Consider the following 21,052-nt stretch of genomic DNA (forward strand, 5'->3'; position numbering starts at 1 on the left):
TAAGTTGAGACCATGAGGACCACCGAATCCGTCACCGGGACCGCCCTGCCGCCGCGGGCCGCGCAGCTTTTCGCCCTCGCCGAGAACGTCACCGGCTTCATGCCTGCCGACGAGGGCCGGGCGCTCTACGACGCGGCGGTGCGGTACCTGCCCGGCGGCGTCGGCGTCGAGATCGGCACGTACTGCGGCAAGTCGACGGTGATGCTCGGCGCCGCAGCGCAGGAAGCCGGCGCCGTCGTCTACACCATCGATCACCACCACGGCTCCGAGGAGCACCAGGCGGGCTGGGAGTACCACGACAGCGGCATGGTCGACCCGGTCACCGGACTGTTCGACACGCTGCCCACGCTGCGCCACACACTGGACGCGGCCGGGCTGGACGAGCACGTGGTCGCGATCGTCGGCAAGTCCACCGTGGTGGCCACCGGCTGGCGAACACCGTTGCGGCTGTTGTTCATCGACGGCGGCCACACCGAGGAGGCCGCGCAGCGCGACTTCGACGGCTGGGCCCGCTGGGTCGACGTCGGCGGCGGGTTGATCATCCACGACGTGTTCCCCGATCCCCGCGACGGCGGCCAGGCGCCGTTCCACATCTACCGCCGCGCCCTCGACACCGGCGACTTCACCGAAGTGTCGGCGATGGGATCCATGCGGGTGCTGGAAAGGACCGGCGGGCAGCCGGGTTCGCTCTGACCGAGGCGCCGTCAGCGCCGGGTGTCGGCGCAGGCGCAGTCGAATTCGTCCTCGAGGCCACGCGGCAGATCGGCGGCCCGGAAGATGCCTGAGCCGGGTGTGGTGCGCGACAACGCATCCGCGGCCAGGATCACCGCGCCACCGGTCCACGTGGTGCGCTCCTCCGGCCAGCGCTTGCCGTCGGCGAACACCAGTCCGGTCCAGTACGAGCCGTCGCGTTCCCGCAGATGATGCATGGCCGCGAACTGCTCGTGCGCGCGTCGCGCATCCCCGATGGCGTCCAGTGCCATCACCAGTTCGCAGGTCTCGGCACCGGTGACCCACGGCCGGTCGTCGACGCAGCGGATGCCCAGGCCGGGCACCACGAAGTCGTCCCAGCGGTCGTCGATGCGTTCCAGGGCCGCGGGCCCGCGCAGCGAGCCGCACATCACCGGGTAGTACCACTCCATCGAGTGGCGGTCCTTGGGGACGAATGATCCCGGGTGCGCGACGATCGCGTGGCCGAGCCGGCCCACCGCGACCTCCCACTCCGGTTGCGGGTCGTCGAAGTAGTCGGCCAGCGCCAGCGCGCACCGAAGACTGTGGTGGATGCTGGCGCATCCGGTCAGCAGCGCCTCATCGACGGGTCCGGCTTTGCTTCGCGCCCAGGCGATCTCGCCGTTGGGCCGCTGCAGGTCGAGCACGAAGTCGACGGCCTTGGAGACCACCGGCCACATCCGCTCGGCGAACCGCCGGTCACGGGTGATCAGCAGGTGGTGCCACACCCCGGTGGCGACATACGCGCAGAAGTTGCTGTCGCTGTTGAAATCCTCGACCACGCCGTTGCGGAACTGGATCGGCCACGATCCGTCGGGACGCTGCTTGTCGCGGCACCACTCGAACGCGGCACGGGCGGGTTCGATCAACCCCGCGGCGGTCAGCGCCATCGCCGACTCGACGTGGTCCCACGGGTCGGTGTGACCGCCGTCGAACCACGGGATGGCGCCGGAACTCTCCTGCGTCGCCGCGATCGACTGTGCGGTCTGCAGACACTGCTGCGGGGTGAAGACACCGGGCACACCGGGGATCTCAGGCCGACGCAACATGCACCGGCTTCTCAAAGTAGAGAGCGACGCTCTTGCCGACCAGCGGGTTGAGCACTTCCTCGGCGCGCCGGGTGATCCACGGCTGGTCGACCATGTCCCACACCAGTAGCTTGTGGTAGGCCGCCACCGCGGGATGGTCGTTCTTCGACGTTCCCACAGCGCATTTCAGCCACCAGAACGGCGAGTGCAGCGCATGGGCGTGATGGTGGAAGGTGAACCGCAGGCCGTGCGACAGCACCTTGTTGCGCAACGCGTCGGCGCGGTAGATCCGGACGTGGCCGCCCTCATTCGCGTGGTACTCGTCCGACAGCAGCCAGCAGATCCGCTCCGGCAGCCACCGCGGCACCGTGATCGCCAGTGAGCCACCGGGTTTGAGCACCCGCACCAGTTCGGCGATTGCCCGGTCGTCGGCGGGCACGTGCTCGAGGATCTCCGAGGCGATGACGACGTCGAACGTGCCGTCGGCGTAGGGCAGGTCCAGCGCGTCACCCTTGACCGCCTCGGCGCGGGCACCCTCGGGAACCTCGCCCTGCTCCTTCATCGCCTGCATGATCTCGTCGACGGCGTTGAGGTCCTCGGTGTTCTGGTCGAACGCGATGACATCGGCGCCGCGCCGGTAGGCCTCGAACGAATGCCTGCCCGCACCGCAGCCCACGTCGATCACCGACGTGCCGGGGCCGACACCGAGCCTGCCGAAGTCGACGGTCAGCATATCGCCCGCTTGTACACCGAGACAGTCTGCGCGGCAACGGATTCCCAGCTGAACACCTCGAGGGCCCGGCGCCTGCCTGCCGCGCCGAGGCGGTGCCGCTCCAGTGGGGAGTCGAGCAGCTGACCCAGCACCGCGGTCAACTCGTCGACGTCTGCCGGCCGCACCAGGCGGGCGCACTCACCGTCGGGTCCGACCACCTCGGGCAGCGCGCCCGCCCGGCTGGCCACGATCGGGGTCCCGCTGGCCATCGCCTCGACGGCGGGCAGCGAGAAGCCCTCGTAGAGCGACGGGATGCAGGCCACCTCCGCCGAGGCCAGCAGCTCGGCCAGCTCGGAGTCGGACAGCCCGCTCGAGGTGTTGACGATGTCACTGATGCCCAGCTCGGCGATCAGCTTCTCGGTGGGCCCGTTGGGCTCGAGCTTGCTCACCAGCTGCACGTCGAGATTGCGCTCGACCCGCAGCCGCGCCACCGCGTGCAGCAGGTGGCTGATGCCCTTGAGCGGCACATCGGCACTGGCGATCGCGATGATCCGACCGCTCACCCGGTTGGCGGCGGGGGTGAAGAGTTCGGTGTCCACGCCCAGCGGCACCACGTGCAGCTGGCCGGGCGCCACGCCGAAGTCGTCGGCGATGTCGGTGGCCGACGACGACGACACCGTGAGCAGTTCGGGGATCTGGCGGGCCACCTGCTTCTGCATCTCGGCGAAGCCGTACCAGCGGCGCACCAGCGGCTTGCGCCACCAGCGCGCGGCGGCGACGTCGAGCACCTTGTCGCGGGTGATCGGGTGATGCACGGTGGCGACCACCGGCAGGCCCGACGCAGCGATGTCGAGCAGGCCGGTGCCGAGGCTCTGGTTGTCGTGCACGACGTCGAACTCGTCGCGCCTGCCGGCCAGCAGCCGGGCCACCCGCATCGTGAAGGTGCGCGGCTCCGGGAAGCCCGCGGTCCAGGTCGCCAGCAGCTCGTGCAGGTCGATGCGGTCGCGGATCTCGCTGGGACGCGGCACCCGGAACGGGTCGGGCTCGCGGTAGAGGTCGAGGCTGGGCACCTTCGTCAGGCGCACCCGCGGGTCGAGCCCCTCGGGGTACGGCTGGCCGGAGAACACCTCGACGTCGTGGCCGAGTTCGACCAGGCCACGGCTGAGGTGGCGGACGTAGACTCCCTGCCCGCCGCAGTGGGTCTTGCTGCGGTAGGACAGCAACGCGATCCGCATACCTAGATGATTCCGAAGACGACGGGCGACGTCGCGATGAGCTCGTCGAATCGTGTCACGCGATGACTCCGCACCCTCTGGACATGTGTCCAGACTATAGTTTGACGTGCTAGTCGACGCAACGCGGCGGCTCACCGCCTGACTATCACGGTGCCGCGGCCGATGTCCGGACCAGCCGATCTACCAGCCGGCGAGCGGGCCCCCGCGGATGATGCGGGCCAGCTCCTCGCGTGAGCTGGCGCCGACCCGCTGACAGGCCCGGTAGATGTGGCCCTCGACGCTGCGGACCGACATCACCAGCCGTTCGGCGATCTCCCGGTTGGACAGCTCGGCACACACCAGTTCGACGATCTCGCGCTGCCGCTGTGTCAGCGGTTGGCCTGCGGGATTGCGCAGCGCCGGGGTGCACAGGCCGCCGCAGTCGTCGGCGATCTGCTGCGCCAGCGTCGCGGCGTACTTGCCGCGCCTGCTCTGCCCACTGCGGGTGTACGCGACCGCCGCCTGGGCCGCCGTGTCGGCGGCGGCAGCCCGGTCGCCACTGGCCTGGTAATCCATCGACGCGTCGAGCAGGCCGGGTCCGTCGTCGGCCTCGAGCGCCTGCGCGTGCCGGGCCACCGCATCGGCCAGCGGCAGCCGCAGCGAGTCGGCGAGCTCGCGGGCCCGCGCCGTCATCGACGTGTCTCCCCACAGCACGATCGCCTGCACGCAGGCCAGCTCATGGGTGGGCTGGCCGCGGTCACGGGCGTCCCCCGCGGCGGCGCGGGCCACCTTGACGGCCTCGGTGAGTTCACCGCCTGCGGCCAGGGTCCATCCGGTGGCCAGCGAGAGGTTGGTCTGCATGTACACGTAGTCGTCGGGCACGCACCGGCGCGCCTCCTCGAGCGCATGCCGCGCGGCGTCGGCCTCGCCGAGTTTGGCGTGCGCCTCGGCGAGCCCGAAGCAGCTGGCCGCCCGCAGCCCACTGGTGACGCCGTGCTGCTCGGCCCCGGCGAGCGCCTCGTGCAGCAGCTTGGCGGCGTCGCGGATGGCGCCGCGCGCCAGCATCGCGTGCGCCCGCAGCGAGGCCAGGTTGGCATGCGCCAGGCCCGGGACATCCCGGGCGGACTCGGTGAGTTCGTCGGCCCACCGCACACATTCGTCGATGCGGCCGTTGAGACGGCAGGCCCGGCCGTGCACCCCGCCGAACCAGAACCGCATCTGCGACGACTCGAACGACGTGACCGCCCGCTCGATGGCGCGCCCGGCGAGCTCCTCGATCTGATCGGCCCGGCCCAGCGCGCCGAGCGCCATCATCAGCGCGATGGACGCCAGCATCGCGTGCAGATCGGTCAGCGAGCCGGATTCCAGTGCCGCGTTCGCCTTCTCCTCGGCGGCGACGCACCGGCCGAGCACCGCGTCGACCCCCGCCTCGATGGCCAGCCGGGCCGCCAGTTCGGCATCGGTCTCCGGCCCCGTGGCCAGCGCCTCGAGGATCGCCACCGCGTCGCGCGGCCGGCCGAGCAGCCAGGTCAGGTTCGCGGCCCGCAGCGTCGCCCAGTGGTGACTGTCGGCGCGGTCGCCGGTGCCGATGTCCGACAGCACCTCCTCGGCTCGGTCGCCGCAGCCGAGCAGGATCATCGTCATCGCCCGCAGCGGGGCGGCCTCGGGCGCACCGGCTTCGGCTGCGGCGGTGGCGAACCGGTCGGCCGCGTCCGGGTCGAGCAGCGCCAGCTCGTGGCGGGCGGCCTGCAGGTAGAGCTGCGGGTCGGGCGGCAGGTCGGACTCCAGGGTGAGCAGCGCGCGCCGGACCGTCGCCTGCATGTCACCGTCGGGCTGTTCGCCCAACTTGCGGGCCAGCTTCCCGCGCAGGCTGGACAGGTACATCTCGCCGGCGGCCGCCCGGCGCAGTTCGCCGTAGAGCGGGTGCGCCAGCCGGGCGGTCAGCCCCGCCGGGGTCCGCTCGACGTTGACCAGCCGCATCTGCTCGGCCGTCTCCAGGTCGGCGCGCTGCGCCAGCTCGCACAGCACGTCGACGCGCAGCGGCTCACACTGCGAGAGCAGGTCGACGACGAGTGCCGGCCCCGGAGTGAGCCTGCCGAGCTGGCGGCCGACCATGTCGGTGATGCCCTGGGAGACGGCGACGTCGCCGTCCCACATCCACACCCCGGCCACCTGGCGGATGCGGCCCGCCGCCACCTGATCCTTGAGCAGCTGCAGCAGGTACAGCGCGTTCCCGCCGGTGAGCTTCCAGAACCGCCGCGCAGTGCGGCTGTCGACCGGCCCCTCCAGGGTCTTCTCGATGAGCGTGCTGGTCGCCTCGGCCGACAGCGGCTCGAGGTCGAGCCGCGCCAGCAGCCCGTCCTTCCACAGTGCGGTCACCGCGTCCGGCTCGTCGGCTCCGGCGCGCACCGTCACCACCAACCGCACGCCGGCCGACTGCGCGAGCTGGTGCACGACATGGGCGGACAGCCCGTCGAGCAGGTGGGCATCGTCGACGCCGACGAGCACCCGGCCGTGGCGATGTTGTGGCACAAACGAATTGATGAGGCGGCGCACACTGGTCAGGGCCTCCGACATGGCCGGGCTGATCGTCGCGCTGAACGCGCCGAGCGGCAGCGGCCGCGCCGACTCGGTGCCGACCACCCAGGTCACCCGGTCGTTCGCAGTTGCGCTGCGCGTCAACACTTCCCGCGCCAGCCTGGTCTTCCCCACGCCGGCGGCGCCGACGATCACCACGCCGGCGTAGCCGCCTCCCCCGCCCAGGGCACGGCGAATGAGCGCCAGCTCATTCTCCCGCCCCATCAGCGAATTCCCGCTGATCACAGGCTGAATATAGCCCTCGTCAATATCGGTGGGCGGGGATTCGGCAGGTTGAACAGTGATGCGGCGCACACCGCCGCACGACCGCCGCGGGACGCCTGGCGCCGGTCTACGCCGGCGGGAAGCCGCCCGTGGCAACGGGTCCCCACCGCACCGGCGTGACCCTGATCAGGCACTTGCCCTGCGCGACCATCGCCTGGCGATACTCCGCCCAGTCGGAATGCTCGCCGGCGACGGCCCGGAAGTACTCCACCAGCGGCTCGACCGCGTCGGGCAGCAGGATCACCTCGGCATCGCCGTCGACCTGGACATAGGGGCCGTTGAAGTCGTCCGACAGCACGGTGACGCTGGCGCGCGGGGTGCGTCCGATGTTGCGCGACTTCGCCCGCTGCGGGTAGCTGGCGATCACCAGGCGGCCGTCGTCGTCGACACCGCCGGTGACCGGCGAGCTCTGCAGCCCGCCGTCGGCACGGAACGTGGTGAGCACCATGCGGTGCCGCGGCCGGACGAAGTCGAGCAGGCCGGGCAGGTCGACGGTGTCGGCGGTGGCGATCTTCGGAGCCATGTGACCGACATTAGCGACGGCATGTCGGTGGCGGCGGCTAGCGTATCGAACATGAGTTCGAATGATGCGTTGACCACGCTCTGGGACAGGCTCGATGCCGCTGACCGGTCGCTGGCGGCGCTGCCTCTGTCGGAGATGACCCCGCGAGAATTGGAGGAGGTGTTACGCAGGCTCGACCGGTCGATCGCCCTGGCCGACGAGCTGCAGCAGCGGCTGCTCGGCCGGTTGATCGCCACCGGCAATCCGGTCCGGATGGGCGGCGCCACCTGGGCGGAGGTGCTGGCGCGACGGCTGCGGATCTCGCCCAGCGAGGCGCAGCGCCGCGTCGCCAGGGCCGTGCACGCGGCATGACTCAGCGCGCGTCGGGCTTGCGCTTGAGGGTCCAGGCCGGGACCCAGTGGGTGACGGGCCTTCGCCGCGGTCCATAGGCGACGTCGTAGGTGACCAGGCCCCACCAGTAGCCCTGCTCGCACATGCCCCAGCACGTCAGCCGGCCTTCGACGACCGAGTGCATCTGCAGGCCCGCGGGCTGGTACCCGCCGATGCGGTGCGGCTCGCGCGGGAACACCGCCGCCAGGTCGACCAGGACCGTGACCGGCGGTTCGACCGCCCGGAAGGCGTGTTGGGTCGGCTGCCCGTTGTAGCCGATCGACTTCAGCTCGCCCACCGTTCGATCATACGTTCGAACGATCGACGAAGTCACTGACGGGATGGAACCACCACGGCGTACGGCCGCGGGAAGCCGAGGCCCGTCAGGCGTGCGCCGCGGATCGCCGACATCGGCACCGGTACGACGGCGCCCGAAGACGGTTCGTAGCACCGCAGCACGTCGTCACCGTCATGGTCACCATCACGCGCGAGGGCGTCGGGGCCGCGGTCGACGAGCAGCACCCAGTGCCGGGGCAACCAATTGCCGATCAGCATCGCCACCGGATATGTCCGGTCGAGGGCGGCCACCACGTCGGCGAGGCGGTCGCGCCTGCCGTGGCACAGCCGCCAGCGGTACCGGACACCGAGGGCCGCGGCCTGTGTGGTGAGCGCGCGGGCCATCCCGGCGGGAGTGGTTCCGAGCCGGCGCGGCCAGATGCGGTTCACCTCGGCGTGGATGCGGCCCTGCTCACCGGCGAACCACGCTCGGCCGGGCGCGGTGACGGCATGTGCGGAGGGATCGAGCAGGGCTGCGCGGTAGGCCGGATTCATCAGGGCGCCCGCGACGACGGCGACGGCCGGACCGCATGTCAGGCCGTCGCGCTGACGAAGACCCAGCGCCGGCAGTTCCATCGCGCCTCCAGTGTGCGGCGTCACCGGTGCGTCGGCCATCGAGCGATCACTTCCTGCCACCGGTCAACCAATTACTGCCAGTGGAATTAAACCCCTGACCTGCGAGTTTAAGCAGTCAGAACACAACGAGAAGCACCCAAGAAAGAAGCAAGACCATGAACAAGTTCGGATTCGCCACCCTCGCCGCCAGCGCCTTCGCCGCCGCCTTCGTCGGCCTCGCCGGCCCCGCCGCCGCCGCACCCACCGGCCCCGGCAACGCCGAACAAGCCATCGAAGAACTGCGCTCGCAGGGCTACCGCGTTCAGGTCAACCGCCTCAACGACGTACCACTGGACCAGGCCCGCGTCGTGTCGGTCAGCCCCAACGCCAGCATCCGCCCCGACGCCATCCGCTCCAACGACAAGGACAACTCCACCTTCAGCCCGACCGTCACCATCAGCGTCAAGTAACACCCGACCCCACACGACGACGGCCCGCGGAAAACCCGGGGGCCGTCGTCGTTGCGGGTCGCGCTAGGGCACGAGGGCGACGACGCGAGAGGTCTCGCACTGCGCGACGACGGCGCCGGCGACGACCTGCAGGTCGCGCATGGTCTCATCGCGCGGGCACGGCGACGGGGTGCGCAGCGGCTGCTCACCTGGACGGGCCGGGTCGATGAGGAACAGCGGCGCATCGCGCTTCTGCGCCGCGATCAGAAGTCTGTCGCCGAGCCAGGCCGTGTTCGGCCTCATGTAGTTGTCCGGGACGGGAATCGCATCGAGTGGCACCGGTGCCGACTGGTGACTGCGGTAATCGCGCATCATCCAGGCGCCGCCACTGTGGACGAGCAGAAAGCCATCGTGGGCTTCGGAAACTACTTCGGCACCTGACATCTCGTCGACGACCTTCCCGCTCGGGTCGATCACGATGGTCTTCTCCGTCGACGACCCGCGATCGTCCCGCTCGGTGAACGACGACGCGTAGACGTCGGTGCCCGCCCTCGGCGCGTATTCACCGGGCACATCGGTGAAGGCGCCGGTGTGCGCGTCGATGAGCGTCGGCTTCGAGCAGTCGTAGGCGAACTGGCCCGGGGTGCCGGGCGAGAGAGTGGGATTGCTGCACGAGATGGACTGGCTCCAACGCTCACGTCCGGTGGCGGGGTCCAGAGAGTGGAAGCGGGTGCGGCTATCGGATCCGCTCACGGGTGCGTTGGCGGTGAAGACGGCCATGCCGAGTGCGTCGACCGATCCGGTCGCCGCGGTCACGTCCCCGCCGCTGCTGTACTCGCGACGCCACAGCACCTCGCCGGTGCCGCCGTCGAACGCGATGATCCCGTGATAGAGGAAGACGACGACGATCCCCGTCCGGTCGTCCCGATCGCGGCGCACCACCAGGAGTCGTCCACTGGTTCCATAACCGGTGGCGTGCCAGCGCTTCGCGCCGGTCGCACCGTCGTAGGCGGTGATCTCTCTACGGGTGTCCACGACGAAACCGTTGCCGACGCCGTAGACCTCGGGGAGGTTCTCTCCGTCGTCGAGCGGGATCTCGTAGCGGACGGGGCCGACCGCGTTCGGAGCCTCGGTGGGCGGAGTGGGCGTCGCAATGAGATCTGGACCCCACACGCCGCTGCGGTGGTCCGCAACGCTCTGGTAGCTCAGGACGGGAACGACGACCACCACGACGAGGGCGACGCACCACGCGGCTCTGCCACTGACCGGGCCGGCGACGGCCGTCGAGGCGAGGGCGGAGACCGTCGCCACGACGGCACACAGCACAGCGACGACCGCGAGGATGCTCGCGCCCGTGCTGTCCACGAAGGGCAGCGCATCCCGGGCCCCGAACACTCCGAACGCCATCCAGAGCGCCCAGGCGCAGAGTGCCGCGGCGACGAAGCCTGCGACCTTCATCAGGCCGGTCGCGAGTGAGTCCCTGCCGATCAGTCGCGGCACTGCGGCGATGAACGCCCATCCCCCGGCGACCGCGGCGATGATGCCCATGGTGCTGAGCGAATGCGTCGTGACGTCGCCCGACGACCGGATGATCCACATGACCCCCAGACCGGCGACCGCCAGCGCCGCCGCCGAGACCGCAAGGCCGACAGCGACGCCGAGCGCGCGGGGACGCCACCGCGCGCCCGCCGGGAAGTCCTTGCCCACGCATCGATCGTAGGGGCGACGCGTGAGCGTCGATGACACCGAAATCGGGCGTCGACCGATCACTTCCTGCCACCGGTCGGCCAATCCCTGCCAACGGAAATCAAACGCTTGACCTGCTGGTTTGAACTGTCAGACCACAACGAGAAACACCTAAGAAAGAAGCAAGACCATGAACAAGTTCGGATTCGCCACCCTCGCCGCCAGCGCCTTCGCCGCCGCCTTCGTCGGCCTCGCCGGCCCCGCCGCCGCCGCACCCACCGGCCCCGGCAACGCCGAACAAGCCATCGAAGAACTCCGCTCGCAGGGCTACCGCGTTCAGGTCAACCGCCTCAACGACGTCGCCCTCGACGAAGCCCGCGTCGTCTCGGTCAGCCCCAACGCCAGCATCCGCCCCAACGCGATCCGCTCCAACGACAAGAACAACAACAACTTCAGCCCGACGGTCACCATCGACGTCAAGTAACACCCCCCGACGACGGCCCCCGGAGCAATCCGGGGGCCGTCGTCGTTGCGGGTCGCGTGGTCCGAGGTTTCGCGGCGACGCTGCGCGGCTAATCCGTCGCTTGATGACCTTCGACCTGACGCCCACCATCGCGCAGCACGACCTCGCGCGGCGCGCCCACGAGTTCGCTGAGCAGTGCATCCGTCCTGTGGCGCAGGAGTACGACAAGCGCCAGGAGTTCCCGTGGCCGGTGCTGGAGGAGGCTGCGCAGCGCGGCTTCTACAGCCCGCTGTTCTATCGCGACCTGATCGGCGACCCCACCGGGCTGTCGCTGCCGATGTTCATGGAGGAGCTGTTCTGGGGCTGCGCCGGCATCGGGCTGGCCGTGGTGATGCCCGCACTGGCGCTCTCGGCGATCGGGCAGGCCGCATCGCCGGAGCAGATGCTGCAGTGGGCGCCCGAATGTTTCGGCACTCCGGGTGATCTCAAGCTCGCCGCGCTGGCCATCTCGGAACCCGAGGGTGGCAGCGACGTCCGCAACCTGCGCACCACGGCGCGTCGCGACGGCGGCGACTGGATCATCGACGGTCACAAGATGTGGATCGGCAACGGCGGCATCGCCAACGTCCACGTGGTCAACGCCGTGGTCGACCAGGAACTGGGCCACCGCGGGCAGGCGATGTTCATCGTCCCCGGCGGCACACCCGGACTGGAACTGGTGCGCAAGCTCGACAAGCTGGGCTGCCGGGCGTCGCACACCGCCGAGCTGAAGTTCGACGGCGTGCGCGTGCCCGGCGAGAACCTGCTCGGCGGGAACGAGAAACTCGAGCACAAACTGGAGAAGGCGCGCGAGGCCGTCGAGGGCGCCCGCCGGTCCGGCTCGGCGTCGCTGGGCACCTTCGAGCAGACCCGGCCGATGGTGGCCGCGCAGGCGCTCGGAATCGCCCGTGCCGCACTGGAATACATGACCGAGTACGCCAACCGGCGGGAGGCCTTCGGCGCGCCCATCATCGACAACCAAGGCATCTCGTTCCCGATCGCGGACATCGCGACCCAGATCGACGCGGCGCGGCTGCTCACGTGGCGGGCGTCGTGGATGGCCGCTACCGGTGTGCCGTTCGACCGCGGCGAGGGCTCGATGTCCAAGCTCGCCGCCAGCGAGGTGGCAGTCAAGGCCACCGAGCGCGCCATCCAGACCATGGGTGGGTGGGGCTACATCACCGACCACCCGGTGGAGAAGTGGTACCGCGACGCCAAGCTGTACACCATTTTCGAGGGCACCAGCGAGATTCAGCGGATGGTCATCGGCCGTGCGCTCGGCGCCGCCGACGGTGCGCCACCCCTGCACGTCGACCTCGAACCGACCGGCGGGCCGCTGAACCGGTGGTTCGGCCGCGGCACGCCGTTGCGCGGCCGCGCCGCCGACGCGGCCCTCGGCGCGAAGGACCGCGTCCCCGACCCGGTGATGCGGCTGGCCATGAAGGTGCTCCAGCCGCCGCGGAAGTAGCTGCACTTCATGGCGATTCGGATGCTGGACGCTATCGGCGGCAACATCGGGGCGCTGCGCTTCGAGCCGACCGAGAAGCGGGTGCGGGTGTCGCTCGGCGGTGAGCCCGTCGCCGACACCTCCCGGGCCCGGCTGGTGTGGGAGCCGCGCCGCATCGTGCCTGCCTACGCCGTCCCCGTCGCCGACCTCGCCGCCCAGTTGGTTCCGGCGGGCGCCGAATCGGGGATCGACGACGACACCGCGCGCCCGTCCTCGATCCGTCGGTGCCTTTCGTCTCGCACAGCTGTGCCGGCACGCCGTACGACGTGATTGCCGGCGACCAGACCGGCGCGGCCGCGGCCTTCACCCCCGACGACCCCTACCTCGAGGGCTACGTGATCCTGCAGTTCGACACCTTCCAGTGGCGTGAGGAGGACGAGCCGATCGTCGGGCACCCACACGATCCGTTCAGCCGCATCGACGTGCTGCGCAGCGACCGCCACGTGGTCGTCGAACTCGACGGCACCCGGCTCGCGGAGTCCACCCGGCCGATGCTGCTCTTCGAGACGCAACTGCCGGTGCGGTTTTGCCTGCCGCGCGAGGACGTCACCGCCGATCTGGAGCCCAGCGACACCGCGAGTCACTGCGCGTACAAGGGCCGCGCCCACTACTTCTCCCTGCCGGGCGGCCCGCGCGACCTCGCGTGGACCTATCCCGACCCGCTGCACGACGCCGAACCGGTGCGTGACCGGGTGTGCTTCTTCGACGAGAAGGTCGACGTCGTGGTCGACGGCCACCGCCGCGACCGCCCGACCACCCCCTGGAGCTGACCCCGCCGCCCGTTTGGGGCACCGCATTGCGGGCATGCCACTCCGAGAGAGATCAGGACGAGATTTCGGAGGAGGACGTATGCGTGCCGTCACCTGGCAGGGCAGGCGGAAGGTGTCCGTGGACACGGTGCCCGACCCCATCATCAAGGAACCGACTGACGCGATCATTAAGGTCACCAGCACCAACATCTGCGGCTCCGACCTGCACCTCTACGAGGTGCTCGGTGCGTTCATGAGCCCCGGCGACATCCTCGGCCACGAGGCGATGGGCGTGGTCGAAGAGACGGGCAGCTCGGTCGGCGACCTCAACGTGGGAGACCGGGTGGTCATCCCGTTCAACATCTCCTGCGGGGCCTGCTTCATGTGCGATCACGGCCTGCAGAGCCAGTGCGAAACCACGCAGAACCGCGACCAGGGCACCGGCGCAGCGCTTTTCGGCTACTCGAAGCTCTACGGCGAAGTCGCAGGCGGACAGGCCGAGTACCTGCGCGTGCCGCAGGCGCAGTACACCCACATCAAGGTTCCCGACGACGGGCCCGACGACCGCTACGTCTACCTGTCCGACGTGTTGCCCACGGCGTGGCAGGCCGTCGAGTACGCCGAGGTGCCCGCCAGCGGCACGCTCGTCGTGCTCGGTCTCGGGCCGATCGGCGCGATGTCGTGCCGCATCGCCGCCCACCGCAAGGACTGCCGGGTGATCGGCGTCGACCGGGTCGCGGAACGGCTGGACCGTGCGCGGCCGTACTGCGCCGAGGTGGTCGACATGCGCAGCGAGGACGCGAACGCCGTGGTCGCCGACTTCACCGAGGGCCGCGGCGCCGACGCGGTGATCGATGCCGTCGGGATGGAGGCGCACGGCTCGCCGATCGCCGAGGCGGCGCAGACCGCGAGCGGCTTCCTGCCCGCCCCGGTGGGCCGGCTGGTGATGAAGAACGCCGGGGTGGACCGGCTGGCCGCGCTGAACTCCGCGATCTCGCTGGTGCGCCGCGGCGGCACCATCTCGTTGAGCGGGGTGTACGGCGGCGTCGCCGACCCGATCGACATGAAGACCCTGTTCGACAAGCAGATCCAGCTGCGGATGGGGCAGGCCAACGTCAAGCGGTGGGTGCCGGAGATCATGCCGCTGCTGACCGCCGACGACCCGCTCGGTGTGGAGTCGTTCGCGACGCACCGGTTGCCGCTCGATGCCGCGCCGGGCGCCTACGCGACGTTCCAGAAGAAGGAGGACGGGATGGTGAAGGTCGTCCTGCAGCCGTGACCGCCGGATGAATTACCCGGTACCCCTGGTTTCGGGTCGGCCGTCTCTGGCAATATTACCCAGCGGTAGGTTCGGTCCGCGCGACTTGGGGAGATGACAGTGGGGTTGTTCGACCAGGTTTCCAGCGTCTCGGTGCTGGCTGCCCAGAATTCTGAGGGCGGCGGCGCCGCCATCAACGAGATCATCGGCTTAGCCGCCACGGGCGGCGTCGTCACGGCGGTGCTGCTCTGGATCGGCTGGATGCACCGCCAACACAAGATCACCTGGCTCAGGAAGCTGGCCGACTGGAGCGGGCACCGCTTCAAGCGCCCGTCGTGGGTGGCACTGCCCGTCGCGATGTTCATCTCGTCGATCATCTGCGCGCTGTTCGGCTTCATCTGGGACGTCAGCCTGCACATAGGCAACGGTCGCGATGACGGCGCGCTGGCAAACCCGGCCCACTACTTCATCCTGATCGGCCTGTTCGGCATCTTCGTCGCGGGCTGCACAGCGATGGTGCTGCCGCTGGACGGGAAGCGGCCCGGACCGGCCGCCGTGCGGATCACCGACCACTGGTACGCCCCGGTCGGCGGCATCGTGATGGCCGGCTGCGGTCTCTATGCGCTGTTGGGCTTCCCGCTCGACGACATCTGGCACCGCATCTTCGGCCAGGACGTCACGCTGTGGGGCCCCACCCACCTAATGATGATCGGTGGCGCCGGGTTCTCCACCCTGGCGGCGCTGTACCTCGAGCACGAGGGCCGCAAGGCCCGTCCGGCCGACGCGGGACCCGACGGCTTCGGGCTGAAGTTCGTGCAGTACCTCGCATTCGCCGGCGTCCTGATCGGCGCATCCGTCTACCAGATCGAGTTCGACTTCGGGGTGCCGCAGTTCCGGCAGGCGTTCCAGCCGATGCTGATCGCCGCCGCCGCCGCGCTCGCCCTGGTCGGCGCCCGCATCTTCATGGGTCGCGGCGCCGCGCTGATCGCCGCGCTGGTGGCGATCGGACTGCGCGGCATCGTCGCCCTCATCGTGACCCCGGTGCTCGACGCGCCGGTCAACTGGTTCCCGCTCTACCTCGGCGCCGCGATCGTGGTCGAACTCCTCGCGCTGACGCCCCTGCTCAGGCGGCCCGTGGTGTTCGGCCTCGTCGCCGGCCTCGGCATCGGGACGGTCGGCATCTGGCTGGAGTCGCTGTGGATAAACTCCGTCTACGCCTACTCGTGGCCGACCAGCATCTGGACCGAGGCCCTGGCGATGACGGTGCCGGTGGCTGTCCTGACCGGCGGCTGCGGCGCGATGGTCGGCATGGTGCTTACCGCCCAGAAGTTGCCGCGCCGGGCGATCGGCGCCGGTCTCGTCGCGCTGACCGTGCTCGCCATCGGCGGGGCGGCCGCGAACGGCCTGCGTTACGACGTGCCGCAGAACGCCACCGCCGCGTTCACACTCGCCGAGGCCCCGCCCGTCAACGGCCAACGCTACGTCACCGCCGACGTGCGCTTCAACCCGCCGGACGTCGTCAGCGACGACCCGAACTGGGTGTCGGTGCTGGGCTGGCAGGGCGGCCTGCCCAACGAGCGCGGCCAGTTCATCGACCATCTCGAGAAGGTCGGTCCGGGCCACTACGTGTCCACCAAGCCGATGCCGGTAGCCGGTGAATGGAAGACTCTGCTGCGCGTGCACGACGGCAAGACCTTCACCGCCGTGCCGATCTACCTGGCCGGCGACCCGGGCATCGGGGCACCTGAGGTGCGCGCCGATCCGCAGTTCACCCGGCCGTTCGTCTCGGAGATCACCATCCTGCAGCGCGAGCGCAGCCCGGACATCCCGCAGTCGCTGTGGCTGATCGGCTGCCTCATCGTGCTGTTCTGCACGCTGGCGATGATCTCCGGCATCACCTGGGGTGGCGGCCGCATCAATAACAGCGAACCGTCCGACAGCGACGCCGAACTGCAGCCCTCAGCGCAGGCATGACGGGTCGGCCCGACGTCCAACTGCTCGCTGACCACTCGGTGTGGCTGGCATTGCCGGCATTGACACCCGCGTTCATCGTTGCCGCGGTGGTGATCTACATCGCGGTGAAGAACCGGCGCAGAGGAGACGGGCCTCACAGTGAAGGGATCGGCGCGACAGACCAAGATGGGTGACCGTGACAGCGCTTAGCAGAACTCTTGTACTCGCAGCCACGACAACCCTTCTCGCCGCGTGCGGCGGCGGTGGCGACGGAGCGGACGGCGGCGGCAGCACAGCCGCCGCGTCGAGCAGCCCGTCGGTCACCACCGTCGCGCCCTCGGACATGACCGATCAGCAGCAGGCACCCGAGCGGCTGACGATCGAGGTGAAGATCCAGGGTGTCGACGTCACCCCGACCAACGCCGCGCTGCAGGCCAAGGTGGGCCAGCCGATCGTGATCCGGGTGGACAGCGACGCTGCGGACGAACTGCACGTGCACTCGGTGCCCGAGCACAGCTTCCCGGTCGAGGCCAGGCCGGGTCAGCAGTTCCAGTTCACCGTCGACGTGCCCGGCAACGTCGACATCGAACTGCACGACGCGGGCAAGGTCGTCGCGACCATCCAAGTCCAGCAGTGACGGCGGGCGCCTCCACCGCGATCCTCGCGCACGGCCTCGGCGGCTCGACCGACCTGCCGATCCCGTTCACCTATGCGCTGATCGGCGCGGCGTGGGCGCTGACGTTCACCTTCGCCGTCGTCGCGCTGGCATGGCGCACACCTCGGTTCGACCCCGACAAGCCGGGCCGGGCGCTGCCGCAGTGGGTGACCACGGCGGTGGACGCGCCCGCCACCCGGTGGGTGCTGGCGGCGGCGGCCCTGGCGTTCACCGGCTGGGTGGCGATGGCCGCGTTCTTCGGGCCCGACGGCGCCGACAACCCACTGCCCGGCGTGTTCTACGTGCTGATCTGGGTGGGCGTGCCCGCGCTGTCGCTGCTCATCGGGCCGGTGTGGCGGGCGGTGTCGCCGGTGCGCTGCGCCTTCCGCGTCGCGACGCTCAGGCGCGCTCGCACCGGCAGGCCCTATCCCGAGCGGCTCGGGTACTGGCCCGCGGCCGCAGGGTTGTTCGCGTTCGTGTGGCTGGAGCTGGCCAGCGCCGATCCCGGTTCGCTGCAGGCGATCCGCACCTGGCTGCTGATCTACCTCGCCGTCGTCGTCGCCGGCACGCTGTGGTGGGGGCCGCAGTGGCCGGCCCGCGCCGACCCGTTCGAGGTCTACAGCGTGGTGGCGTCGCGGCTCTCCCCGATGCACCGCGTCCGGGACACCGGCCGCATCGCGATCGGCAACCCGTTCGACCACCTGCTGACGCTGCCGGTGCGCGGCGGCACCGTCGCCGTGCTCGCAGTGCTGCTCGGCTCGACGGCCTTCGACAGCTTCTCGGCGACGCCGGCGTTCCGCACGTTCGTCGACGACCACACGTCGTCGGCGGCGGCCGCGACGCTGGTCCGGACCGCGGGCCTGCTGGTGTTCGCCGGTGTGGTGGCCGGCACGTTCTGGCTCGCGGCCCGCGCGACCGGAGGGGTCGACCGCGCGCTGCGCCGCAGGCTGCCCGGGCTGATGGCGCATTCGCTGATCCCGATCGTGATCGGCTACATCTTCGCCCACTACCTGACCTACCTGATCGAACGCGGACAGCAGACCGTGATCCGGCTGGCCGACCCGCTCGACCGCGGCTGGAATCTGCTCGGGCTCGGCGATGCCGAGGTGAGCTACCTGCTGTCCATGCACCCCGCCGTGCTGGCGACGCTGAAGGTGGGCTTCGTGGTGGCCGGACACATCGCCGGCGTGATCGCCGCACACGACCGGGCGCTGCGGCTGTTGCCGCGCGCCCACCAGCTGACAGGCCAGCTGGCGATGATGCTGGTGATGGTCGGCTACACGTTCATGGGGCTGTACCTGCTGTTCGGCGGCTGATTTCGACATACCGCAGGTACGGGTTTCTTGGTAGCGTCGTCACCGGGGCCGCCCGAGCACACCACGATCTCGGAGCTGTTGCGGGACGTGGCGCCGACTGGGAGGTCCGTATGACGAGCGCGGTACGCGACTGGTGGCGCCAACCCGACCACTACTACTGGCTCACCGCGATGCTGGCCGCCCGCGGCGCCAAGCTCAGCACCTGCCGGCTGTTCGCCTTCGCTCTTGCCGGTTTCGCCGGCGTCGTGCTGGTCTCGCTGGCCAGCCCGGCAGGCCCGCAGGGCCGCGTCGGGTGGACCGTCGCGCTGATCGTCGCCACCTGTCTGCTCGCGCTGGCGGCGACCTGGTTGCTGCACGGCTGGCTCAGCCGCACCCAGTCGTCGCTCTTCGTGGTCGTGGTGGCCGCCTGCATCTCGGCGGCGTGCCTGGTGCAGGCCGACCCGTTCAACGGGATGTTCGGCGCCACCGCCTTCGCCGTGCTCGCCGGCTACATCGCCTTCTTCCACACCCCGCGCTACATGGCGCTGAACTTCGTCATCTCCTCGGCCACCGCCGGAGTGCTGGCGGTGCGCCTCGCGGAGACCGGCGACACCGCGCTGGCCTGCTCGACGCTGCTGTTCCTGGTGCTGGTCAACTTCGGCACGCCGTTCGCCTGCCAGTCCCTGGTGCACCTGCTCGGGATCAACGTCCACAACGCCGAGATCGACCCGCTGACGGGCCTGCTCAACGAGGACGCCTTCTACCGGACCGCCTCGGCGTTCATCGCCGCCCGCAACCGGGACGACGACCGCTACCTGGTCATCGTGGTCGTCGACCTGGACAGCTACGCGCTGCTGACGCAGACCGAGGGCAGGGTTTCCGGCGAGCAGGCCCGCGTCGCCGTCGGGCAGACCCTGCGCGAGACCACCCGGCAGAACGCCGTCATCGCCCACGTTCCGGACTCGGAGTTCCTGATCGTCGACAGCTTTCCCACCACCGACAGTTCGCCGTTGGTCGAGCGGGTCCGCAGTGCGATCAAGGTGACGCCACCGCGCACCAGCGCCAGCATCGGTGTGGTCAGCACGCCGATGCGCGGGCTCGCCCAGCACCCGCCCTATGAGGTGCTCACCGAGCTGATCGGCATCGCCCGCGCGGCCGTCGGCGAGGCCCGGCGCGAGGGCGGGAACCAGGCGCACTACATCGTGTGCCCCACCCTCACCGCCTGCGAGGGCGGCGACGAACCGCCGCGCTTCTGAGCGCCGCCCCGCGGTGCGGGGATACCGTTGCAGGATGCGGGCATTGATCATCGTCGACGTCCAGAACGACTTCTGCGAGGGCGGGTCGCTGGCCGTCGAGGGCGGCGGCGCCGTCGCGCGGGGAATCACCGAACTGCTCGGCGCACACGAGTACGACCACGTCGTCGCGACGAAGGACTACCACATCGATCCGGGAGCGCACTTCTCCGACAACCCGGACTTCCGCGACTCGTGGCCGCCGCACTGCGTCGTCGGCACCCCCGGCGTCGACTTCCATCCCGCGTTCGACCCGTCCGCCGTCGAGGCGGTGTTCCACAAGGGCCACTACTCCGCGGCGTACAGCGGCTTCGAGGGCGCCGACGCCGCGGGCGCCCCGCTCGCCGACTGGCTGCGCGCCCGCGACGTCGACACCGTGGACGTCGTCGGCATCGCCACCGACTACTGCGTGAAGGCCACGGCCGCCGACGCGGCAGCCGCCGGCTTCACCACCCGGGTGCTGCTCGATCTCACCGCGGGGGTGGCGCCGACGACCACCGCCGAGGCCGTCGACGCGCTGCGCGGGGCGGGCGTCGAAGTGGCCTGACCGGTCAACCCGACCAGCGCGGCGGCCGCTGCTGCAGGTACGCGCGCATCGCCTCGCGGGCGTCGTCGTGGGCCATCAGCCGCAGGTGGATCTCCGTCTCGCGGGCGCCGACGGCGTCCCGGTCGAGATCGAAGGAGTCCCACAGCAGCCGCTTGCTGGCGGCCACCGACAACGGCGCGGTGTTCTCGGCGATGTCGCGTGCCACCGCCAGCGCCGCTGGCAGCACCTCGGCGGCGTCGAGCACCCGGCTGCCCAGGCCCAGTTCGACCGCGCGGTGGCCGTCGAACGTCGCGCCGGTGAGCAGGATCTCCGCAGCGCCGGAGATCCCGGCAAGCCGGGGCAGCACCCAGTGCGCGTAGGCGTCACCCACCACTCCCCGGCGCACCTGCACGACGCCGTACTTCGCGTCGGCGGCGAAGATGCGGATGTCGCACTGCAGCGCCAGCGTCAGCCCCAGGCCCAGCGCATGACCGTTGACCGCCGCGATCACGGGTTTGCTCAGCGTCCACGCCGGCACGTCGATCCCGGCCGCGCTGAATACCGGCCCCGGGGCGGTGAAGGTGTCCTCGCCCGCAGCCAGGTCGGCACCCGCGCAGAACGCCGGAGGCGTCCCGGTGAGCACGATCGCGCGCACGTTTTCGTCCCCGTCGCACCGGGTATAGGCCTCAGCCAGTTCGTCCCGCATCCCGTCACCGACGGCGTTGCGCCGGTCCGGCCGGTTAAGGGTGATGGTGGCCACACCGGCGTGGACGTCGACCAGCAACGTGCGGTAACGGGGCTGGTCGGGGCGGCTCGACACCATGGACTCCTCTCCGGAGCGGGACGGCTGGA

At 70.3% G+C, this 21,052-nt stretch carries 20 protein-coding genes and 1 pseudogene; 12 read left to right on the forward strand and 9 right to left on the reverse strand.

Going from position 1 to position 21,052, the window contains the following annotated elements; all coding sequences use genetic code 11:
- Window positions 1-12: 12 nt before the first annotated feature.
- Complete coding sequence (locus tag ACPCHZ_RS22235; protein ID WP_423486729.1) at window positions 13-693, forward strand: class I SAM-dependent methyltransferase; 681 nt, start codon at window positions 13-15, stop codon at window positions 691-693.
- An 11-nt stretch (window positions 694-704) separates the two neighbouring features.
- On the opposite strand, the gene ACPCHZ_RS22240 is transcribed toward ACPCHZ_RS22235, so the two are convergent.
- The 5 genes from ACPCHZ_RS22240 to ACPCHZ_RS22260 all read right to left on the reverse strand — a co-directional run bounded on the left by ACPCHZ_RS22240 (window position 705) and on the right by ACPCHZ_RS22260 (window position 7,068).
- Complete coding sequence (locus ACPCHZ_RS22240; RefSeq protein WP_423486730.1) at window positions 705-1,778, reverse strand: prenyltransferase; 1,074 nt, start codon at window positions 1,776-1,778, stop codon at window positions 705-707.
- Complete coding sequence (locus ACPCHZ_RS22245; protein WP_364982485.1) at window positions 1,762-2,490, reverse strand: class I SAM-dependent methyltransferase; 729 nt, start codon at window positions 2,488-2,490, stop codon at window positions 1,762-1,764. The genes ACPCHZ_RS22240 and ACPCHZ_RS22245 overlap by 17 nt, the downstream gene beginning before the upstream one ends.
- Window positions 2,484-3,704 carry a glycosyltransferase family 4 protein gene (locus ACPCHZ_RS22250; RefSeq protein ID WP_423486731.1) on the reverse strand — a complete coding sequence of 407 codons (1,221 nt, stop codon included), beginning with the start codon at window positions 3,702-3,704 and terminating at the stop codon, window positions 2,484-2,486. The genes ACPCHZ_RS22245 and ACPCHZ_RS22250 overlap by 7 nt, the downstream gene beginning before the upstream one ends.
- A 180-nt stretch (window positions 3,705-3,884) precedes the next feature.
- Entirely contained in the window at window positions 3,885-6,506 is a 2,622-nt protein-coding gene (locus ACPCHZ_RS22255) for a LuxR C-terminal-related transcriptional regulator (protein WP_423486732.1), read from the reverse strand.
- A gap of 106 nt (window positions 6,507-6,612) precedes the next feature.
- On the reverse strand, window positions 6,613-7,068 hold the full coding sequence (locus ACPCHZ_RS22260) for a PPOX class F420-dependent oxidoreductase (RefSeq protein WP_423486733.1): 456 nt from the start codon (window positions 7,066-7,068) through the stop codon (window positions 6,613-6,615).
- Window positions 7,069-7,119: 51 nt separating this feature from the next.
- Here ACPCHZ_RS22260 and ACPCHZ_RS22265 point away from each other — a divergent pair, with 51 nt between their 5' ends.
- Window positions 7,120-7,419, forward strand: coding sequence for a hypothetical protein (locus ACPCHZ_RS22265; RefSeq protein ID WP_423486734.1), 300 nt, complete (start codon window positions 7,120-7,122; stop codon window positions 7,417-7,419).
- A 1-nt stretch (window position 7,420) separates the two neighbouring features.
- Here the strand turns inward: ACPCHZ_RS22265 and ACPCHZ_RS22270 are convergent, their stop codons facing one another.
- Both ACPCHZ_RS22270 and ACPCHZ_RS22275 read right to left on the reverse strand, forming a co-directional pair.
- Window positions 7,421-7,735, reverse strand: coding sequence for a hypothetical protein (locus ACPCHZ_RS22270; protein WP_423486735.1), 315 nt, complete (start codon window positions 7,733-7,735; stop codon window positions 7,421-7,423).
- Window positions 7,736-7,767: 32 nt separating this feature from the next.
- Window positions 7,768-8,388 (reverse strand): hypothetical protein, encoded by a 621-nt coding sequence (locus ACPCHZ_RS22275; protein WP_423486736.1) that lies wholly within the window; start codon window positions 8,386-8,388, stop codon window positions 7,768-7,770.
- A 116-nt stretch (window positions 8,389-8,504) separates the two neighbouring features.
- On the opposite strand from ACPCHZ_RS22275, the gene ACPCHZ_RS22280 reads away from it, so the two are divergent.
- A complete protein-coding gene (locus ACPCHZ_RS22280) occupies window positions 8,505-8,798 on the forward strand; it encodes a hypothetical protein (RefSeq protein WP_423486737.1) in 294 nt (97 codons plus the stop codon).
- A gap of 63 nt (window positions 8,799-8,861) precedes the next feature.
- On the opposite strand, the gene ACPCHZ_RS22285 is transcribed toward ACPCHZ_RS22280, so the two are convergent.
- A complete protein-coding gene (locus tag ACPCHZ_RS22285) occupies window positions 8,862-10,484 on the reverse strand; it encodes a PQQ-binding-like beta-propeller repeat protein (RefSeq protein ID WP_423486738.1) in 1,623 nt (540 codons plus the stop codon).
- A gap of 169 nt (window positions 10,485-10,653) precedes the next feature.
- Between ACPCHZ_RS22285 and ACPCHZ_RS22290 the strand changes: the two genes are divergently transcribed.
- From ACPCHZ_RS22290 to ACPCHZ_RS22330, 9 genes and pseudogenes are all read left to right on the forward strand, one after another.
- Complete coding sequence (locus ACPCHZ_RS22290) at window positions 10,654-10,947, forward strand: hypothetical protein (RefSeq protein WP_423486739.1); 294 nt, start codon at window positions 10,654-10,656, stop codon at window positions 10,945-10,947.
- Window positions 10,948-11,050: 103 nt separating this feature from the next.
- On the forward strand, window positions 11,051-12,433 hold the full coding sequence (locus tag ACPCHZ_RS22295) for an acyl-CoA dehydrogenase family protein (protein ID WP_423486740.1): 1,383 nt from the start codon (window positions 11,051-11,053) through the stop codon (window positions 12,431-12,433).
- Between the two features lie 9 nt (window positions 12,434-12,442).
- A pseudogene (locus tag ACPCHZ_RS22300) lies at window positions 12,443-13,242 on the forward strand (DUF427 domain-containing protein).
- A gap of 79 nt (window positions 13,243-13,321) precedes the next feature.
- On the forward strand, window positions 13,322-14,500 hold the full coding sequence (locus ACPCHZ_RS22305; RefSeq protein WP_423486741.1) for an alcohol dehydrogenase catalytic domain-containing protein: 1,179 nt from the start codon (window positions 13,322-13,324) through the stop codon (window positions 14,498-14,500).
- Window positions 14,501-14,599: 99 nt separating this feature from the next.
- Window positions 14,600-16,453 carry a hypothetical protein gene (locus tag ACPCHZ_RS22310; RefSeq protein WP_423486742.1) on the forward strand — a complete coding sequence of 618 codons (1,854 nt, stop codon included), beginning with the start codon at window positions 14,600-14,602 and terminating at the stop codon, window positions 16,451-16,453.
- A 175-nt stretch (window positions 16,454-16,628) separates the two neighbouring features.
- The gene (locus tag ACPCHZ_RS22315) at window positions 16,629-17,069 is read left to right on the forward strand and encodes a hypothetical protein (protein ID WP_423486743.1); all 441 of its coding nucleotides are present in this window, start codon (window positions 16,629-16,631) and stop codon (window positions 17,067-17,069) included.
- Window positions 17,066-18,403, forward strand: coding sequence for a hypothetical protein (locus ACPCHZ_RS22320; RefSeq protein ID WP_423486744.1), 1,338 nt, complete (start codon window positions 17,066-17,068; stop codon window positions 18,401-18,403). The genes ACPCHZ_RS22315 and ACPCHZ_RS22320 overlap by 4 nt, the downstream gene beginning before the upstream one ends.
- Window positions 18,404-18,513: 110 nt before the next feature.
- Entirely contained in the window at window positions 18,514-19,638 is a 1,125-nt protein-coding gene (locus ACPCHZ_RS22325) for a GGDEF domain-containing protein (RefSeq protein WP_423486745.1), read from the forward strand.
- Between the two features lie 34 nt (window positions 19,639-19,672).
- Window positions 19,673-20,221 (forward strand): isochorismatase family protein, encoded by a 549-nt coding sequence (locus ACPCHZ_RS22330; protein ID WP_423486746.1) that lies wholly within the window; start codon window positions 19,673-19,675, stop codon window positions 20,219-20,221.
- Window positions 20,222-20,225: 4 nt separating this feature from the next.
- Here the strand turns inward: ACPCHZ_RS22330 and ACPCHZ_RS22335 are convergent, their stop codons facing one another.
- On the reverse strand, window positions 20,226-21,023 hold the full coding sequence (locus ACPCHZ_RS22335; protein ID WP_423486747.1) for an enoyl-CoA hydratase/isomerase family protein: 798 nt from the start codon (window positions 21,021-21,023) through the stop codon (window positions 20,226-20,228).
- Between the last annotated feature and the right edge of the window lie 29 nt (window positions 21,024-21,052).

This window comes from Mycobacterium sp. NPDC050041, assembly GCF_049541695.1.
Taxonomy (GTDB): Bacteria; Actinomycetota; Actinomycetes; order Mycobacteriales; family Mycobacteriaceae; genus Mycobacterium.

Excerpts from the sequence above, each read along its gene's own strand:
- ACPCHZ_RS22330 (WP_423486746.1), top strand. The coding sequence starts at position 19,673 with ATGCGGGCATTGATCATCGTCGACGTCCAGAACGACTTCTGCGAGGGC.
- ACPCHZ_RS22250 (WP_423486731.1), bottom strand. The coding sequence starts at position 3,704 with ATGCGGATCGCGTTGCTGTCCTACCGCAGCAAGACCCACTGCGGCGGG.
- ACPCHZ_RS22325 (WP_423486745.1), top strand. The coding sequence starts at position 18,514 with ATGACGAGCGCGGTACGCGACTGGTGGCGCCAACCCGACCACTACTAC.
- ACPCHZ_RS22265 (WP_423486734.1), top strand. The coding sequence starts at position 7,120 with ATGAGTTCGAATGATGCGTTGACCACGCTCTGGGACAGGCTCGATGCC.
- ACPCHZ_RS22335 (WP_423486747.1), bottom strand. The coding sequence starts at position 21,023 with ATGGTGTCGAGCCGCCCCGACCAGCCCCGTTACCGCACGTTGCTGGTC.
- ACPCHZ_RS22260 (WP_423486733.1), bottom strand. The coding sequence starts at position 7,068 with ATGGCTCCGAAGATCGCCACCGCCGACACCGTCGACCTGCCCGGCCTG.
- ACPCHZ_RS22235 (WP_423486729.1), top strand. The coding sequence starts at position 13 with ATGAGGACCACCGAATCCGTCACCGGGACCGCCCTGCCGCCGCGGGCC.
- ACPCHZ_RS22275 (WP_423486736.1), bottom strand. The coding sequence starts at position 8,388 with ATGGCCGACGCACCGGTGACGCCGCACACTGGAGGCGCGATGGAACTG.
- ACPCHZ_RS22290 (WP_423486739.1), top strand. The coding sequence starts at position 10,654 with ATGAACAAGTTCGGATTCGCCACCCTCGCCGCCAGCGCCTTCGCCGCC.
- ACPCHZ_RS22240 (WP_423486730.1), bottom strand. The coding sequence starts at position 1,778 with ATGTTGCGTCGGCCTGAGATCCCCGGTGTGCCCGGTGTCTTCACCCCG.
- ACPCHZ_RS22305 (WP_423486741.1), top strand. The coding sequence starts at position 13,322 with ATGCGTGCCGTCACCTGGCAGGGCAGGCGGAAGGTGTCCGTGGACACG.
- ACPCHZ_RS22295 (WP_423486740.1), top strand. The coding sequence starts at position 11,051 with ATGACCTTCGACCTGACGCCCACCATCGCGCAGCACGACCTCGCGCGG.
- ACPCHZ_RS22245 (WP_364982485.1), bottom strand. The coding sequence starts at position 2,490 with ATGCTGACCGTCGACTTCGGCAGGCTCGGTGTCGGCCCCGGCACGTCG.
- ACPCHZ_RS22280 (WP_423486737.1), top strand. The coding sequence starts at position 8,505 with ATGAACAAGTTCGGATTCGCCACCCTCGCCGCCAGCGCCTTCGCCGCC.